The organism is Pseudomonas borbori (assembly GCF_900115555.1).
Classification (GTDB): domain Bacteria; phylum Pseudomonadota; class Gammaproteobacteria; order Pseudomonadales; family Pseudomonadaceae; genus Aquipseudomonas; species Aquipseudomonas borbori.
This window is the reverse complement of record NZ_FOWX01000008.1, coordinates 111201-127364: the sequence shown is the minus strand read 5'-3', so window position 1 is coordinate 127364 and position 16164 is coordinate 111201. Positions and strand designations below refer to the sequence as shown.

Genomic DNA, 16164 nt, shown 5'->3' with positions numbered 1-16164 from the left:
TCCCACAATGTCAATTAACGGCCTCAGCCTCGCGGCTGAACTGCAGCTCGGCCAGGCGCGCATAGAGCGGGCTGCTGGCGACCAGCTCGGCGTGTTTGCCGATGGCCACCAGCTTGCCCTGCTCGATCACCGCAATGCGCTCGGCACTCTTCACCGTGGCCAGGCGGTGGGCGATCACCAGGGTGGTACGCCCCGCCATCAGGCGCGGCAGCGCCTGCTGGACCAGGTGTTCGCTCTCGGCATCGAGGGCGCTGGTGGCTTCGTCGAGCAGCAGGATAGGCGCATCCACCAGCAGCGCGCGGGCGATGGCCAGGCGCTGGCGCTGACCGCCGGACAGGCCCAGGCCGGCATCGCCCAGGTGGCTCTGGTAGCCCTCGGGCAGTTTCATGATGAATTCGTGGGCATGCGCGGCCCTGGCCGCGGCCTCGACCTCGGCATGGCTGGCGTCGGTTCGGCCGTAGCGAATGTTGTCCTCCACCGAGCCGAAGAACAGCGCCGGATTCTGCGACACCAGGGCGAAGCAGCGGCGCAATTCATGGGGATCGAGGCGCTCGATCGGTTGGCCGTCGATCAGGATCCGCCCCTCCTGCGGATCGAAAAAGCGCAGCAGTAGATCGAACAGAGTAGATTTTCCCGCCCCCGACGGCCCGACCAGGGCCAGGGTCTCGCCGGGCTCGACGCGCAGGTCGATGCCGTCGACTGCATAGCTGGCAGGCCGCGACGGATAGGCAAAGCGCAGCCCCTGCAGTTCGATCCGCCCTTGCACCGGCTGCACCAGTTGCAGGCCAGCGGCGACCGGCCGAGTGATTTCATTGCGCGCCTGCAACAGCTCGGCAATCCGCTCGGCGGCGCCGGCGGCGCGCTGCAGCTCGCCGATCACCTCGCTGAGGGTGCCGAAGGCGCCGCCGACGATCAGGCTGTAGAAGACGAAGGCCGCCAGTTCGCCGCCGGTGATGCGCCCGGCGATCACATCCATGCCGCCGACCCAGAGCATCACCCCGACCGCGCCGAGCACCAGCACTATGACCACGGTGACCAGCCAGGCGCGCTGCTTGATGCGCTTGCGCGCGATGTCGAAGGCCGCCTCGGCGGACAGGCCGAAACGCCGCTTGTCCTCGTCCTGGTGGTTGTAGGCCTGCACCGTCTTGATCTGCCCGAGCGCCTCGCCGACATAGCTGCCGACATCCGCCACCCGGTCCTGGGAGAGGCGCGACAAGGCACGCACCCTCCGGCCGAAAATCAGAATGGGCGCCACCACCAGCGGCAGTGCCAGCAGCACGATGCCACTGAGCTTGGGGTTGGTGACGATCAACAGGACGATGCCGCCGACCAGCATGATCAGGTTGCGCAGCGCCATCGACAGCGAGGAGCCGATCACCGACTGCAACAGGGTGGTGTCGGCGGTCAGACGCGACTGGATCTCCGAGCTGCGGTTGCTCTCGTAGAAGCCCGGATGCAGGTCGATCAGGTGATTGAACACCCGTTTGCGGATATCGGCGACGAAACGTTCGCCGATCCAGGACACCAGATAGAAGCGCGTATAGGTGCCGACCGCCAGGGCCAGCACCAGGACGAAAAACAAGCCGATCGACTGGCGCAGCGCGGCGGGCGACTGAGTGGCCAGGCCCTGGTCGACCAGCAGCTTGATGCCCTGGCCCATGGACAGGGTGATGGCGGCGGTGAACAGCAGCGCCAGCAAGGCGCCGGCCACACGCCAGCGATAAGGCGCGACGAAACGCCAGGCCATGTGCAGGGCGTTGCGCTGGCGGGGAGACAGGATCGAAAGCATGATCACTCGCTGCTGGGCGTGCCAGCCCTGAGGTTATAAGAGGTGCCGCACCTACCGCCGCGAAGGCGCGCGCCCTCGCGAGCGCAACCATCATTGCGCAAACGGCCTAGGCGGCCCCGCACACCCTACGAGCCGGTGCCCGAGACACAAACCCCGAGACAATCTCCTAGATGGGGGCGAATCCGGCACAGATCAAGCAGTTCGGCGCCAATGGCCTTGCGGGTCCTTTCACTCATGCAAAAAAACGCCTGGCGTGGTCGGCGCTCGGCAGCAAGCAGCTGTCATAACGGCCAAACAGACGATAGCGATTGAGCGCGATACGGTCGTAACACCAATCGCGCACCGGCCGCGGGATCACCCGCAGCCAGGCCAGGAGTCGCCAGGGGCCGGACAATTGCGCGAGGATGCGCAGCACCGCGTCCGAACGCAGCAAAAGCCTGCCGTCCTCGATTAAAGCCATGCTATCGAAACGCTCGGTCGGCAAGCCAAACCGGTCCAGCAACGCCTGGCCCTGAACCGACTGCACCGAGGCCAGACGGAAGCGCTGCCGCGGGTCATGCCGGATCAGGAATTTGACCCAGCCGTTGCACAGCTTGCACACCCCATCGAACAGCACCACGCGCTCGCCGGGCTGGATAAAGGGGGGAAGCTTTGAATCGCTCATGCGCAACTCCTGCATTGCCCGATGCTACGCCCATCAGGTCGCGAAAATACGCTAGCAGGCCGTTGAAAAACTACCTGCGTTGCCATCGCGGCGTTAAAAACAGGCTCAAAATGCTCATTTACAACACTGCTACGCCCATCGGGTCGCGAAAATACGCTAGCAGAACAAGCTGTCTCCAGGCGGTTTTGTCCCTCTGCAGGATGCCGGCCATCACTTGCCCACGGGATACAGCAGTTCTTCCTTGTAACCGGCCCACACCCGCACCACCTCGGGGAAGGCATCGTCCAACTGCACGTCGCCGCTGTCCACCAGCAATGGCCGGCCACTCAAGGTAGCCAGCTTGCGCTTGGTCGCCACCACGCGCAAATGCTCCAGACCCACGGCGCGCAGCACCCGCGGGCTGATCTGCTGGTTGCCGCGGCCGATGATATGGCCCTGTCCGCCGATCGCGGTCACCAGCAGACGCGCCGGATGCCCGGCCACCAATGCGAACAGCTGCGCCTCGGTGACATCGAGGGCGATCACCCGACCGTTCTCGATCACATCGACGCCGAGCAAGGTCGTCTCCAGCCCGAGATTCTGCGCCAGGCCGTGCAGGGTCGATCCAGGACCGAAGATATAACGCACATCCGCTTCCCAGCTGGCCTGCAGCCAGTCGGCCAGGTCGCTGAGCACCAACTCTTCGGATTCCACCCCACCCTGCTTGACCTGCTGCATATAGCCGCCCTCTTGCGGCACGGTCAGCTCGCCATACCAGCGCGCCGTGACCTTACCCTCGCGCAAGGCGTGTTCGTCGATATCGCGCACCTCGCCGCTGGCCAGACGCACCAGGCCGCCCTCGATCAGCCGCGCGGTCAGTTCGCCTGCGGCGCGCGGGCTGACGGCATAGACCCCGGACTGGATCTTCACCCCGGCCGGAATGCCCAGCACCGGCTGGCCTTCGCGCACGGCGGCGCAGACATCCCGCGCCGTGCCATCGCCGCCGGCAAACAGAATCAGCGCAACGCCGGCATCCTGCAGGAGTTCGACCGCCTTGCGGGTATCCGCCGCGCTGCTCGGCCGTTCATGCAACTCCCCGAGCACCCGGTATCTGAAGCCCATCTCGGCCAGCAGATCGGCGCCCATCGGCCCGGCAAAGGTCAGAAACTCCAGGCGCTCGCGCAGCGTTCGCAGACACTCCAGCGCCGTGCGCGTACGCACCGCCGCCAGCGGCTGGCTGCCCAGGGCCAGGGCCTGCTCGGCCACGCCATCGCTGCCCTTGAGCCCCGCCGGACCGCCAAGACCGGCCAGGGGATTGATGATCAGGCCCAGATGAAACCGCGACATAAGTACCTCGTTGCCCCCGAATCGCTCCGGGGTCTTTTCAACCCACAAGTTTTTTTGGCACAGTGACATCAGAGTCACTGGTGCAGCGTATTTCTGGCGCAATTCCGCCGCTCGCGGCGGTCAGAGCCCGTTCATCCGACTCATTTCGACTGCGCACATCATCCGATGAGGAGACAATTCATGAGCCCCCAGCAGCAGACACCCGAACCCCCTGTTGCCCCCGAGCAGTCGCAACGACCGGTAGGCGGCGCACTCATCGACGAACAAGGCCAGGAAATTCCGATCACCGAAAACATGATCCAGCAGGCCTGCCGAGAGCTGGAGCAAAACCGGGTGGCGCCGGCCAAGAAGAACGACTGATCCGCTCCAGGCCCGGCCGGTCCCCGGATAAGCTTTTCTTCGGCGAAGCGACCGGCATCAGCGCAAGGTCGCGCCCAGCGCCTTGATCATCTGCGCCAGCTGCGGCGCATCGCCTTGCAGCTTCACGCTCAGCCCATCGATCTCGCGGCGCATCGGATAATGCTTGCGCAGCGCATCGAAGGCCACCCGCCGGTGCGCCGTATCGCCCTGCAGGCTGCGGCGCAAATCCGCATCGTCGCGCCGCGGGTCGTAGACCGCGCGACACAGGGTCGCCAACGCCCAGGCCGGATCGGCACTGGCATCCAGGCTCAACTCGGCGAGCCAGGGCGCCGGCATCAACTCGGCGAGGCTGACCGTCGGCGTGCGGCCGAGGTGCGCGCACAGCGCCGAATAGATCTGCGCCGTGCCGCGCAGCTTGCCATCGAGGCTGTAGCCGGCGATATGCGGGGTGGCGATGCGGCACAGACCGGCCAGCTCGACATCCACCTGCGGCTCGCCTTCCCAGACATCCAGCACCACCTGCAGATCGTCGCGCCGCTGGAGCAACTCGCGCAGCGCCGAATTATCCACCACCGCGCCACGGCTGGCATTGATCAGCCAGGCGCCGGGTTTGAGCTGGCCCAGACGCCGCGCATCGAGCAGATGATGGGTCGGCTGCGCACCGCCGCGTTCGAGCGGGGTGTGCAGGCTGAGCACATCGCACTCGGCGAGCAGTTGCTCCAGGCTGACGAAATCGCCGCCCTCGGCGAGCTGGCGCGGCGGGTCGCAGACCAAGACCCGCCAGCCCAGGCCGCGCATCACCTCGACCACGCGCGCCCCCACCTCGCCGGCGCCGACCACCCCGTAGGTGCGCGTGGCCAGCGCGACACCCTGCTGCTCGGCCAGCAGCAGCAGGCTGCCGAGCACGTAGTCGACCACCCCGCGCGCATTGCAGCCCGGCGCGCTGGCCCAACCGATACCGGCCTGGGCGAAGTAAGCGAGATCGAGATGATCGGTACCTATGGTGCAGGTGCCGACAAAGCGCACCGCGCTGCCTTCGAGCAACGCGCGGTCGACCCGCGTCACCGAACGCACCAGCAGCAGCTCGGCATCGGCCACGGCCGCCGCATCGATGCCGCGGCCGGGCAAACGGCGAATCTGGCCGAATCCGGCAAAAAACTCATCGAGCAGGGGAATGTTCTCGTCGGCGACTATTTGCATGAGCGGCTCCATACGTCAGGCCGCCATTCTAACCCGTCGTCGCCCGTACCGGCAGCACGCTGAAACAGCCCACAAGACGCTTTCCTGACCGAAGTGTCAGCGCGTAGACTACGCGGTTTTCCCGGAGCGCCAGCGGATGACCTCCATGCCTGCCGTATCGCGCGTGCTGCGCGTACGCACCGAGTTGCGCAGCCTGCTGGTTCTGGCCACGCCGATCATCATCGCCCAGCTGGCGCATACCGCCATGGGCTTCGTCGATACCCTGATGGCCGGGCGGGTCAGCTCCCGCGACCTGGCAGCGGTGGCGCTGGGCAATTCGATCTGGGTGCCGGTATTCCTGCTGATGACCGGCATCTTGATGGCGACCACGCCCAAGGTCGCGCAACGCTTCGGCGCCGGCCAGCAGGCCGAGATCGGCCCGCTGGTGCGTCAGGCCTTGTGGCTGGCGCTGGCGGTCGGCGGCGGCGCCGCAGTCCTGCTGTGGAACGCCGAAATCGTCCTGCAATCGATGAATGTCGAGCCGCGCCTGATCGAACCCGCCATGGGTTATCTGCGCGCGGTGGCCTGCGGCTTCCCGGCGGTGGCGCTGTACCATGTGTTGCGCTGCTTCAGCGACGGCCTCGGCCATACCCGCTCAAGCATGGTGTTGGGGCTGCTCGGCCTGCTGTTGAATATTCCGGCCAACTACATCTTCATCTACGGCAAGTTCGGCCTGCCGGCCATGGGCGGGGTCGGCTGTGGTTGGGCCACCGCACTGGTAATGGTCTTCATGTTGCTGGGCATGCTCTGGTGGGTGAAGTGGGCGCCGTTCTACCAGCCGAGTCAGCTGTTCAAGCGCTTCGACTGGCCACAGTGGCCAGTGATCCGACGCCTGCTGGCAATTGGCTTGCCGATCGGCATCGCCGTATTCGCCGAAGTGAGCATCTTCTCGGTGATCGCCCTGCTGATCGGCAGCCTCGGCGTCAGCGTGGTCGCCGGCCATCAGATCGCCCTCAACTTCACCTCCATGGTGTTCATGATCCCTTACTCCCTGGGCATGGCCGCCACCGTGCGCGTGGGTCAGATGCTCGGGCGCGGCGCCCCCCGCCAGGCCCGCTTCGCCGCCGGGGTGAGCATGGCCGCGGCACTGGCTTATGCCTGCCTGTCGGCCAGCCTGATGCTGCTGTTGCGTGAGCAGATCGCGCAGATCTACACCGCCGACCCGGTGGTGATCGCCCTGGCGTCCGCTTTGATCGTATATGCCGCGCTGTTCCAGTTCTCCGATGCGATCCAGGTCACGGCCGCCGGCGCCCTGCGCGGCTATCAGGACACCCGCATGACCATGTTGCTGACCCTGCTCGCCTACTGGGGCATCGGCTTGCCGGTGGGGTACGCCCTCGGCCTGTCCAGCCTGTTCGGCGAGCCGAGCGGCCCGAGCGGCCTGTGGCAGGGCTTGATCGTCGGCCTGACCTGCGCCGCCATCATGCTGGCGATTCGTCTCGCCGGCAGCGCGCGCAAGCGCATTCGAGCCGCTAAGATGAGGCGATGATCGCCAGAACCCTTAGCCTGCTCATCCTGCTCGGCCTGTCGGCGTGCCAACCGGCCGATGACGGCCTGGCCTTGCAGGCGGACTACCTGCAGCGCCTGCACAATGCCGTCGAGGGCGATGCCGTCGTGGCCTTCGACAAGATGGCGCTGACCCAGTACCGCTTGCCGCCGCGCCGCGAGCGCCTCGTGGCTATTCCCGAGATACGTATCGGCCTGCTCGATCTGCTGCTCGACGTACGCCGCTGCCCCGCTCTGCAGCAGCAGATCAGCCAGCGCAACAGCAGCCTGGGCAAGCAGCTGGTGCCCAGCAGCCGCCTGGGCTATGAGGGCGACCTGCTGCGCACCATCGACGCCTGCTTGGCGCACCTGGCCGCCGAGCACGAACAGGCACTGCACATCACCCTCAGCCGCCTGGCCCTGGAGAAGCGCGCCCAACTGCCCGGCGTGTTCTGGAATGCCCTCAATGCCAGCCCGGAAGTCGAGCGCTACCTGCGCTTTGCCGATCAGACACTAGCAACCGCTCCCGACGAGGACGCTGCCGCCCTCGATGCCTTAGCGCAGCTGGCCGCCATGGCCAATGCCCTGCCGCAAACCCTGCCACCGTCAACCGCCGAGCTCGATCCGCTGTTCTTCGCCCTGCATGCCAGCCCCCAGGGCGGCCAGTTGATCAGCAGCCTGGCCAGCCTGACCCACACATTGAATGAAGGCAGCCGCCTGCTCGAAGAACGCCAGCAGCAGCGGCCCATTTGCCCACTGGGGCAAGCGACGTCACGCGGGCGCATCCTGCAGAACATCTTCGTCAAGTACTACGCCGGCGGCCTGCAACCCTATCTGGCCCAGGTGCACCAACGCGGCCAGAGCTGGAGCAGCAGCCTGCGCCAGCTCAGCGCCGCCGCCGAGGTGCCGGCAGCCACGCGCAACTATCTATTGAACCTGGCGGGTCCCGAACAATCCCTGTGGGTTGATTTTCTAGCCGCCACGGCGCGCCATGTACGCGCCTGGCAAGACAGCCTGAACAGCTGTGGCCTGGCGCCGGGTCAGTCCGGCTGGAAAGGCGAGGCCGCCAGCGCCAACCAGTAGGCTTCGCACAGGTAATCGCGGCCTTGCCCAGCGCTGGCGCTTTAGCAGATCTGCAGTCAGTCGGCTTTCTTGCGGATCAGATACAGATAGGTTCCATCTTCTTCGCTCTGCTCGAGCAACTCATGGCCGAGAAACACGCAGAACTTGGGAATATCGCGACGGGTCGAGGGGTCGGTGGCGATCACCTTGAGCAGGCCGCCGGCCGGCAGCTCGCGCACCTTGTTGTGCAGCATCATCACCGGCTCCGGGCAGTTCAGCCCGCTTGCGTCGAGGGTGTCATCGAGAATGGCGTCGGATTGCAGGGACATCGGCGGGCTCCAGAAACAGGCGGCCATTGTCGCGCAAAGCGCTCACTCAGGCCACCCGCTAAGCTGTAGCGGGTAGACCCACACGCGGGAGGTTGTGAACATGTGCGCATCCAGCCAGCCGCGTAACTGGTGCCTGGTGCGCCTGGACGACAATGGCAACCAATTCGTCGTACGCACAGGCCTCAGCCGTGCCGCCGCCGAAGCCCTGGCGCGGCAGTTCGAGGCCCGCGGACACAAGCAGAGCTATTGGGTCAGGCCACAGCCGCCTACCCCGGATGACATCCGCGAAGATCCTTGATACCGCCCGTGGACCTACAACCGGCGCAAATGGCAGGTCACTTCCTCGCGGTCGTGATAGAGCTGCTTGCAGGCGATCGACACCTTGATCTTGCGTGCGGCAAAGCCGTCCTCGAGACGCTGCAACAGGCGGCGCACCTCGGCGTAGCGCTGCTTCATCGGCAGCTTGAGATTGACCACCGCCTCGCGGCACAGGCCTTCGCCGATCCAGGTTTCCAGCAGGGCGGCGCTGCGCGCGGGCTTCTCGACGATGTCGCAGACCATCCAGTCCACCGGCTGCTTCGGCTTCCAGGTGAAGCCATCGACCATCAGGTGCTGGACCAGGCCGGTGTCCATCAGGCTTTCGGCCATCGGCCCGTTGTCGATGGCGGTGACCAGCATGCCGCGCCTGACCAGTTGGTAAGTCCAGCCGCCCGGCGCGGCGCCGAGGTCGACCCCGGTCATCTGGTCCGACAGGCGCTCGTCCCACTGTTCGCGCGGGATGAAGGTGTGCCAGGCCTCTTCCAGCTTGAGGGTCGAACGGCTCGGCGCCTCGCGGGGGAACTTCAGGCGCGGGATGCCCATCGGCCAGAGCGCCGAGTTGTGCGGCTCGGCCAGGCCGACGAAGACCTCGCGACCGCTCTTGAAGGTCAGCAGCAGACGCGGCTTGCGTGCGTCCTCCACCAGCTTGCCGGCCTTGCTCAGGGCATTGCGCAGCGGCGCCTCGAACTTCTTGCAGAAGTTCGACAGCTCCTTGCCATCGTTGGTATCGAGCACTTCCAGCCACAGGCTGCCGAAGGTCGGCGAGTCCGCCAGATGGCTCAGCAGCACGCTGATGCGGTCCAGTTCCGGCAGCTCGATGAACAGGCCACGCGCCCATTGCCGCGGGAAAATCAGCTGGCTGAAGCGCACTCCGCGCATCAAGCGCTCGGCACCTTGCGCCTCGCTGCAGATAAATTCGGCGCAGGCCGTGCTCGGCTTGGCCTTGGCGTAACCGGCCACGTCCAGACGCGCGGCATGCTCGGCGATCTCCGCACACACCTCGTTCTCGAAACCGGGGCGGCAGTGCAGTAGCAATGTATTCATAGGGGGGATTCATCGGTGATCTGCTCAAGGCGCGCATCATAACGGAGTCGGCAACCCGGGGCGTAACCGGACGGCCCGAGCCGCGCCTTTTGTGCCGCAGTGCGCCGCGGCGATGGCTGACTGAGCAAATGCCGCACAGCCATAAGACCTATGACATGGCGAGCTTCGCCAAGCAGAGCTAGCTTGAACACTCTGCAGCAAACAATCCGGTTTGCACCCTGCAAGCCCCAGGAGACGCGCAATGCCATCCTTAGACAGCCTCAACAGCCGCCGCAGCCTCGTAGTCGGCGCCCAGACCTACCAATATTTCAGCCTGCCGGAGGCGGCCAAGACCCTCGGCAATATCGACCAGTTGCCGATGTCGCTGAAAGTCCTGCTGGAAAACCTGTTGCGCTGGGAGGACGGCAAGACCGTCACTGGCGCCGACCTGCAGGCCATGGCCGACTGGCTGAACAGCCGCAGTTCCGAACGCGAGATCCAGTACCGCCCGGCGCGGGTACTGATGCAAGACTTCACCGGCGTGCCGGCGGTGGTCGACCTGGCCGCCATGCGCGAGGCCATGGCCAAGGCCGGCGGCGACCCGCAGAAGATCAACCCGCTGTCACCGGTCGACCTGGTGATCGACCACTCGGTGATGGTCGACAGGTTCGCCAGTCCCGCCGCCTTCGGCGAGAACGTCGCCATCGAGATGCAGCGCAACAGCGAACGCTATGCCTTCCTGCGCTGGGGCCAGCATGCCTTCGCCAATTTCCGCGTGGTACCGCCGGGCACCGGCATCTGCCACCAGGTCAACCTGGAATACCTGGCCAGCAGCGTGTGGACCAGGGTAGAGGACGGCCAGACCCTGGCCTTCCCCGACACCCTGGTCGGCACTGACTCGCACACCACCATGATCAACGGCCTCGGCGTACTCGGCTGGGGCGTCGGCGGCATCGAGGCGGAGGCGGCGATGCTCGGCCAGCCGGTGTCGATGCTGATCCCCGAAGTAATCGGTTTCAAGCTGACCGGCAAGCTCAAGGAAGGCATCACCGCCACCGACCTGGTGCTCACCGTCACCCAGATGCTGCGCAGCAAGGGCGTGGTCGGCAAGTTCGTCGAGTTCTACGGCGACGGCCTGGCCGACCTGCCGCTGGCCGACCGCGCCACCATCGCCAACATGGCCCCGGAATACGGCGCCACCTGCGGCTTCTTTCCGGTCGACGCGATCACCCTGGGCTACCTGCGCCTGTCCGGTCGCCCGGAGCAGACGGTCAAGCTGGTCGAGGCCTACTGCAAGGCCCAGGGCCTGTGGCGCGAGCAAGGCCAGGAACCCGTGTTCAGCGACAGCCTGGCGCTCGACATGGACAGCGTCGAGGCCAGCCTGGCCGGCCCCAAGCGCCCGCAGGACCGGGTTGCCCTGTCCCGGGTCGGCAAGGTCTTCGACGAGTTCATCGGCGTACACCTGACGCCCAGCAGCAATGAAGAGAGCCGCCTACTCGATGAAGGCGGTGGCGGCGCCGCGGTCGGCAGCGCGGCGCAGATCGCTGCCGTCGATTACGAGCATGAAGGCCAGACCCATCGCCTGATGGATGGTGCGGTGGTGATCGCCGCCATCACCTCCTGCACCAACACCTCCAATCCCAGCGTGATGATGGCCGCCGGCCTGCTGGCGAAGAAGGCCGTGGAAAAAGGTCTGCAGCGCAAACCCTGGGTCAAGAGCTCGCTGGCCCCCGGCTCCAAGGTGGTGACCGAGTACTTCAACGCTGCCGGATTGACCCACTACCTGGACCAACTGGGTTTCAGCCTGGTCGGTTACGGCTGCACCACCTGCATCGGCAACTCCGGCCCGCTGCTCGAGCCAATCGAGCAGGCCATCCAGCAACACGACCTGACGGTGGCCTCGGTGCTGTCCGGCAACCGCAACTTCGAGGGCCGCGTGCACCCGCTGGTGAAGACCAACTGGCTGGCCTCGCCGCCGCTGGTGGTGGCCTACGCCCTGGCCGGCAGCGTGCGGGTGGATATCAGCAAAGAGGCGCTCGGCCAAGGCAAGGACGGCCAGCCGGTCTACCTCAAGGACATCTGGCCGAGCCAACGGGAAATCGCCGAGGCGATCCTCAAGGTCGACACCGCGATGTTCCACAAGGAGTACGCCGAGGTCTTCGCCGGCGACGCCCAGTGGCAGGCCATCGCGGTGCCCCAGGCCGCCACCTACGCCTGGCAGGCCGACTCGACCTATATCCAGCACCCGCCGTTTTTCGAGGACATCGCCGAGGCGCCGCCGCATATCGGCGATATCCACCAGGCGCGCATTCTCGCCCTGCTCGGCGACTCGGTAACCACCGACCACATCTCCCCGGCCGGCAACATCAAGGCCGACAGCCCGGCCGGGCGCTACCTGCGCGAACAGGGCGTCGAACCGGTCGATTTCAACTCCTACGGCTCGCGCCGCGGCAACCATGAGGTGATGATGCGCGGCACCTTCGCCAATATCCGCATCCGCAACGAGATGCTCGGTGGCGAGGAAGGCGGCAACACCCTGCACGTACCGAGCGGCGAGAAGCTGGCGATCTACGACGCCGCCATGCGCTACCAGGACGCCGGCACCCCGCTGGTGGTGGTCGCCGGCAAGGAATACGGCACCGGATCGAGCCGCGACTGGGCGGCCAAGGGCACCAACCTGCTCGGGGTCAAGGCGGTGATCGCCGAGAGCTTCGAGCGCATCCACCGCTCCAACCTGGTCGGCATGGGCGTGCTGCCGTTGCAGTTCAAGCCTGGCCAGGATCGCCAGAGCCTGCACCTCACCGGCCGGGAAACCCTGGGCATCCACGGCCTGGATGGCGTCGAGCTGCACCCGCACATGCAACTGATGGTGGAAGTGAGCCGCGAGGACGGCACGCGGGAAAGCGTCGAAGTGCTGTGCCGTATCGACACCTTGAACGAGGTCGAGTACTTCAAGGCCGGCGGCATTCTGCATTATGTATTGCGCCAGCTGATCGCCGGTTGAGGCAGGCAAACGGCGGGCGCACAAGGATGTGATGCCCGCCGCCGGCTCGGGCAGAGGAATGCGCAGTCGCTCGCTGGCCGGTTGCACTGCGCCCCGTTTTTCTGCTCAACTTCGGGCGCCCCTGGCCGATGACAAGGCATTACTCTTAGGGACAAGCTCCTCATGCGCAACAATCAGCCCATCACCCAACGCGAACGCACCTTTGCGGCCCAGCAGCGCTTGATCGCCACCACCGATGGCAAAGGCCAGATCACCTATTGCAACGAGGCGTTCGCCGAGATCAGCGGCTTCAGCCACGACGAGTTGATGGGCGCGCCACACAACCTGGTGCGTCACCCGGATGTACCGTCGGCCGTATTCGCCCACATGTGGGGCACCCTGAAGCAGGGCCGCCCGTGGATGGGCATCGTCAAGAACCGCAGCAAGAATGGCGATCACTACTGGGTCAATGCCTATGTCACGCCGGTACTGGAAAACAGCCAGGTGGTTGGCTACGAATCGGTGCTAGTCAAACCGACCGCCGAACAAGTGCGCCGCGCCGAAGCCCTGTACCAGCGGCTCAACGGCGGCAAGTCCGCCGTACCCGGTCGCGACCGGTGGCTGCCGACCCTGCAAAACTGGCTGCCCTTTATCCTGGTCAGCCAGATCGGCTTCCTGATCGGCACCTGGCTCGACAGCAGTTGGGGCTTCGCCATCGCCGCCCTGCTCTCGGTGCCGCTCGGCCTGGCCGGTCTCAACTGGCAGCAGCGCGGGCTCAAACGCCTGCTGCAGCTGGCCGAGAAAACCACCTCCGACCCGCTGATCGCGCAGATGTACACCGACAGCCGCGGCGCCCAGGGCCGCCTGGAAATGTCCCTGCTCAGCCAGGAAGCACGCCTGAAAACCTGCCTGGCCCGCCTGCAGGACAGCGCCGGGAACCTGGCCAAACAGGCCACGCAAGCCGAAGCCCTGGCGCACAACAGCTCGGCCGGTCTGGACCGCCAGCGCCAGGAAACCGAACAGGTCGCCACCGCGGTCAACCAGATGGCCGCCACCACCTTGGAAGTTGCCAGCAACGTGGCGCGCACCGCCATCGCCACCCAGGAAGCCAATCGCCTGACCAGCGAGGGCCGCAGCATCACCGCGGAAACCCGCGCCGCCATTCAGCGCCTCTCGCAGTCGGTCGGTGACACCGGCGAAACCGTCACCCGCCTGGCCCAGGACAGCAACGAAATCGGCGGCGTGGTCGACGTGATCAAAGGCATCGCCGACCAGACCAACCTGCTCGCCCTCAACGCTGCCATCGAAGCCGCCCGCGCCGGCGAAATGGGCCGTGGCTTTGCCGTGGTCGCCGACGAAGTCCGCTCGCTGGCCCAACGCACCGCCGAATCCACCGGACAGATTCATCAGCTGATCGCCAAACTGCAGCGCACCGCCGAAGAAGCGGTGATGACCATGGAAATAGGTCGCAAGCAGGCCGACGAAGGCGTCGACCGCGTGCAAAGGGCCGACCAGGCCCTGGCCGGAATCAGCGACGCGGTGTCCAACATCGCCGCCATGGCCGATCAGATCGCCGCCGCCGCCGAAGAACAAAGCTCGGTCGCCGACGAAATCAACCGCAACATCACCAACATCGCCCAACTGTCCGACCAGACATCCGGCGAAGCGCAAAGCTCCGCCGTGCTCAGCAAAGCCCTCACCACCACCGCGCAGGGACAGTACTCGCTGGTCGAACGCTTCAACCGCTAGAAAAACCGGGCCCTGCTCTGGAGCCGGCTTGCCGGCTGCGGCCTGCTGAGCACCGCTCAGACGGGTGAAAATATCGAGCGCCGTCGCAGCGCAACCTCAGCAGCGGACGTCTGGCGATGGGAGTTTTTTTGTCTACCGCCTCTCAGGCCTATACTGCCAGTACACATGCTGGCGCCGGTGCAGAGGTACTGGATCGGTATTCAGTCACGCATGCCAATGATGGCGGCAACGCCACCAATCTGTGACCTGAGGGCCATTCCAGCGAGGAAGGAAGGCCGGTGCAACGCCATGCAAACTCTCGACCTGGCCCTGCTCAGCGACATCCTTCCTGGCGGAGCCTTGCAGAAGATGTCCGCATTCGGCGCCCTCACGGACAGTTTCATCGAGAACCTGCTGGAGGGCGGCGAGCTGCTCAAGCTGACGGCGGGCGAGACCCTCTATCATCAGGGAGAGCGCGCCGATTGCTTCTATGTGGTGCTGCGGGGGCATCTGGCGATTTATCAGGATAGCGATGCCGGACGGGAGATCATCCACACGACCGGCGAAGGGGAAAGCGTCGGTTTCTCCGCGATGCTGGCGATGCGCCCCCGGCTACTGAGTGGCGAAGCAACCAGCGAATGCATAGTGCTGAAGGTTTCCAGCCAGGCCCTGGCCAAGCTGCAAGAACTGGATAACCAGCAGTTCGGCATCTTTTTCATCAACCTGTCCCGGGATATGAGCCGCTTTCTGAGCTATTGCATTCTCCGCCCGCCAGCCGAAGGCACTTCACCCGGGGTCGGACCGACCCAGCCCACTGAAATTTAACGCAGTTCATCCAGAATGACCGTGTGATCAACCCTTAAGCAGGCCATTGCGAAGACGAAATGCTGCTGTAGCGCTACTCGCAATGCCGTCGCCAGCGCAATCCGGGAAGGCGTTCGCGATGGCAGTGGGCCTGTCGGATTTCATCCAGGCTACAGTTGCGCAGTGTGCCCCCAGGTTCGCATAGCCGATAGCGGGAACAGTGCCACGCGTCTTGTCAGCCTCTCCCGACGAGATGACAGCAAGAACTGCCCCAGCCTGACGGGCGCCCTTACCCTGCAAGAAATCCTGCCACCACATCCGCCGCGGCCTGCATATGCTGTGCGTGACTGAAGCCTGAACGCTTGAGCGGTTTGAGGTCGTGATCGCCGCTCGCCAGCCAGTGCAGGGTTATCGCCTTGGACAATTGATAACCGGCCACCGTCTGCCGGTCGCCCAGGGCGTCGCGTTCGCCCTGGACGATCAGGGTCGGCGTGCGCAGTTCGGCCAGATGCGCGACGCGGGGTTTGTCCGGCTTGCCAACGGCATGGAAGGGATAGCCCAGGCAAACCAGCGCATCGGCGCCCAGTTCATCGGCGAGCACGCTGGCCATGCGCCCGCCCATCGACTTGCCGCCAATGGCCAGCGGCCCTGCGACTTGTTGGCGCACCCGGGCATACACCCCACGCCACTTTTCCAGCAGTTTGGCCTGGGGGTTGGGCGGGCGTTTCTTGCCGTCCAGACGGCGGGCGGCCATGTGGTCGAACTCGAAGCGCACTACCGCAACCCCGCGTGCGGCCAGCAGTTGCGCCATCTGCATCATGAATTCGCTGTCCATCGGCGCACCGGCGCCGTGGGCGAGTATCAACGTGGCCCGCGCCGCCGCTGCCGGCCGATTCCACAGCCACCCATCCCGCGCCTCCGGCTGCGCGCATTGATCCCCGTCAATACCGGCACTTTGCCATTTGCCCATGCTTGCCTCGCTTTAGAAGTCCTTCGGCTCGCGTCACAGCTCAGGCCCGCGCAAGACCGACTGTTTTGAATGATCTGCCCATAA

14 protein-coding genes are annotated in these 16164 nt (G+C 65.5%); 7 read left to right on the top strand and 7 right to left on the bottom strand.

Features of this window, described 5'->3' with window-relative positions; translation table 11 throughout:
• Window positions 1-10: 10 nt before the first annotated feature.
• From BM315_RS08140 to BM315_RS08130, 3 genes are all read right to left on the bottom strand, one after another.
• Window positions 11-1789, bottom strand: a complete 1779-nt coding sequence (locus BM315_RS08140; protein WP_090499666.1) for an ABC transporter transmembrane domain-containing protein — start codon at window positions 1787-1789, stop codon at window positions 11-13.
• A gap of 232 nt (window positions 1790-2021) precedes the next feature.
• A complete protein-coding gene (locus BM315_RS08135) occupies window positions 2022-2453 on the bottom strand; it encodes a thiol-disulfide oxidoreductase DCC family protein (RefSeq protein WP_090499664.1) in 432 nt (143 codons plus the stop codon).
• A gap of 210 nt (window positions 2454-2663) precedes the next feature.
• Window positions 2664-3779 carry an ATP-NAD kinase family protein gene (locus BM315_RS08130; protein ID WP_090499662.1) on the bottom strand — a complete coding sequence of 372 codons (1116 nt, stop codon included), beginning with the start codon at window positions 3777-3779 and terminating at the stop codon, window positions 2664-2666.
• A gap of 180 nt (window positions 3780-3959) precedes the next feature.
• On the opposite strand from BM315_RS08130, the gene BM315_RS08125 reads away from it, so the two are divergent.
• Window positions 3960-4139, top strand: a complete 180-nt coding sequence (locus tag BM315_RS08125) for a PA1571 family protein (protein WP_090499660.1) — start codon at window positions 3960-3962, stop codon at window positions 4137-4139.
• Window positions 4140-4196: 57 nt separating this feature from the next.
• Here the strand turns inward: BM315_RS08125 and pdxB are convergent, their stop codons facing one another.
• Entirely contained in the window at window positions 4197-5339 is a 1143-nt protein-coding gene (gene pdxB / locus BM315_RS08120) for a 4-phosphoerythronate dehydrogenase PdxB (RefSeq protein WP_090499658.1), read from the bottom strand.
• A 145-nt stretch (window positions 5340-5484) separates the two neighbouring features.
• Between pdxB and BM315_RS08115 the strand changes: the two genes are divergently transcribed.
• Both BM315_RS08115 and BM315_RS08110 read left to right on the top strand, forming a co-directional pair.
• Window positions 5485-6867 (top strand): MATE family efflux transporter, encoded by a 1383-nt coding sequence (locus BM315_RS08115; protein ID WP_090499773.1) that lies wholly within the window; start codon window positions 5485-5487, stop codon window positions 6865-6867.
• On the top strand, window positions 6864-7946 hold the full coding sequence (locus BM315_RS08110) for a DUF3080 family protein (RefSeq protein ID WP_090499655.1): 1083 nt from the start codon (window positions 6864-6866) through the stop codon (window positions 7944-7946). The genes BM315_RS08115 and BM315_RS08110 overlap by 4 nt, the downstream gene beginning before the upstream one ends.
• Window positions 7947-8002: 56 nt before the next feature.
• Here the strand turns inward: BM315_RS08110 and tusA are convergent, their stop codons facing one another.
• Complete coding sequence (gene tusA, locus BM315_RS08105) at window positions 8003-8254, bottom strand: sulfurtransferase TusA (protein ID WP_090499653.1); 252 nt, start codon at window positions 8252-8254, stop codon at window positions 8003-8005.
• Between the two features lie 100 nt (window positions 8255-8354).
• Here tusA and BM315_RS08100 point away from each other — a divergent pair, with 100 nt between their 5' ends.
• Window positions 8355-8552, top strand: coding sequence for a hypothetical protein (locus tag BM315_RS08100; RefSeq protein WP_090499651.1), 198 nt, complete (start codon window positions 8355-8357; stop codon window positions 8550-8552).
• Between the two features lie 14 nt (window positions 8553-8566).
• On the opposite strand, the gene rlmM is transcribed toward BM315_RS08100, so the two are convergent.
• Window positions 8567-9616 (bottom strand): 23S rRNA (cytidine(2498)-2'-O)-methyltransferase RlmM, encoded by a 1050-nt coding sequence (rlmM, locus tag BM315_RS08095; protein WP_090499649.1) that lies wholly within the window; start codon window positions 9614-9616, stop codon window positions 8567-8569.
• Between the two features lie 241 nt (window positions 9617-9857).
• Between rlmM and acnA the strand changes: the two genes are divergently transcribed.
• The 3 genes from acnA (at window position 9858) to BM315_RS08080 (ending at window position 15131) form a co-directional block, all read left to right on the top strand.
• Complete coding sequence (gene acnA, locus BM315_RS08090; protein WP_090499646.1) at window positions 9858-12599, top strand: aconitate hydratase AcnA; 2742 nt, start codon at window positions 9858-9860, stop codon at window positions 12597-12599.
• A gap of 162 nt (window positions 12600-12761) precedes the next feature.
• Window positions 12762-14327: a methyl-accepting chemotaxis protein gene (locus BM315_RS08085; protein ID WP_090499644.1), complete on the top strand. Its 1566-nt coding sequence runs from the start codon at window positions 12762-12764 to the stop codon at window positions 14325-14327.
• Between the two features lie 288 nt (window positions 14328-14615).
• Window positions 14616-15131: a cyclic nucleotide-binding domain-containing protein gene (locus BM315_RS08080; protein WP_170862178.1), complete on the top strand. Its 516-nt coding sequence runs from the start codon at window positions 14616-14618 to the stop codon at window positions 15129-15131.
• 268 nt (window positions 15132-15399) lie between these two features.
• Here the strand turns inward: BM315_RS08080 and BM315_RS08075 are convergent, their stop codons facing one another.
• Window positions 15400-16080, bottom strand: a complete 681-nt coding sequence (locus tag BM315_RS08075) for an alpha/beta family hydrolase (protein WP_090499640.1) — start codon at window positions 16078-16080, stop codon at window positions 15400-15402.
• Window positions 16081-16164 lie beyond the last annotated feature (84 nt).

What these genes read in the sequence shown, in the direction of transcription:
- BM315_RS08140 (WP_090499666.1), bottom strand. Translation starts at nt 1,789, where the DNA reads ATGCTTTCGATCCTGTCTCCCCGCCAGCGCAACGCCCTGCACATGGCC.
- BM315_RS08135 (WP_090499664.1), bottom strand. Translation starts at nt 2,453, where the DNA reads ATGAGCGATTCAAAGCTTCCCCCCTTTATCCAGCCCGGCGAGCGCGTG.
- BM315_RS08130 (WP_090499662.1), bottom strand. Translation starts at nt 3,779, where the DNA reads ATGTCGCGGTTTCATCTGGGCCTGATCATCAATCCCCTGGCCGGTCTT.
- BM315_RS08125 (WP_090499660.1), top strand. Translation starts at nt 3,960, where the DNA reads ATGAGCCCCCAGCAGCAGACACCCGAACCCCCTGTTGCCCCCGAGCAG.
- pdxB (WP_090499658.1), bottom strand. Translation starts at nt 5,339, where the DNA reads ATGCAAATAGTCGCCGACGAGAACATTCCCCTGCTCGATGAGTTTTTT.
- BM315_RS08115 (WP_090499773.1), top strand. Translation starts at nt 5,485, where the DNA reads ATGCCTGCCGTATCGCGCGTGCTGCGCGTACGCACCGAGTTGCGCAGC.
- BM315_RS08110 (WP_090499655.1), top strand. Translation starts at nt 6,864, where the DNA reads ATGATCGCCAGAACCCTTAGCCTGCTCATCCTGCTCGGCCTGTCGGCG.
- tusA (WP_090499653.1), bottom strand. Translation starts at nt 8,254, where the DNA reads ATGTCCCTGCAATCCGACGCCATTCTCGATGACACCCTCGACGCAAGC.
- BM315_RS08100 (WP_090499651.1), top strand. Translation starts at nt 8,355, where the DNA reads ATGTGCGCATCCAGCCAGCCGCGTAACTGGTGCCTGGTGCGCCTGGAC.
- rlmM (WP_090499649.1), bottom strand. Translation starts at nt 9,616, where the DNA reads ATGAATACATTGCTACTGCACTGCCGCCCCGGTTTCGAGAACGAGGTG.
- acnA (WP_090499646.1), top strand. Translation starts at nt 9,858, where the DNA reads ATGCCATCCTTAGACAGCCTCAACAGCCGCCGCAGCCTCGTAGTCGGC.
- BM315_RS08085 (WP_090499644.1), top strand. Translation starts at nt 12,762, where the DNA reads ATGCGCAACAATCAGCCCATCACCCAACGCGAACGCACCTTTGCGGCC.
- BM315_RS08080 (WP_170862178.1), top strand. Translation starts at nt 14,616, where the DNA reads ATGCAAACTCTCGACCTGGCCCTGCTCAGCGACATCCTTCCTGGCGGA.
- BM315_RS08075 (WP_090499640.1), bottom strand. Translation starts at nt 16,080, where the DNA reads ATGGGCAAATGGCAAAGTGCCGGTATTGACGGGGATCAATGCGCGCAG.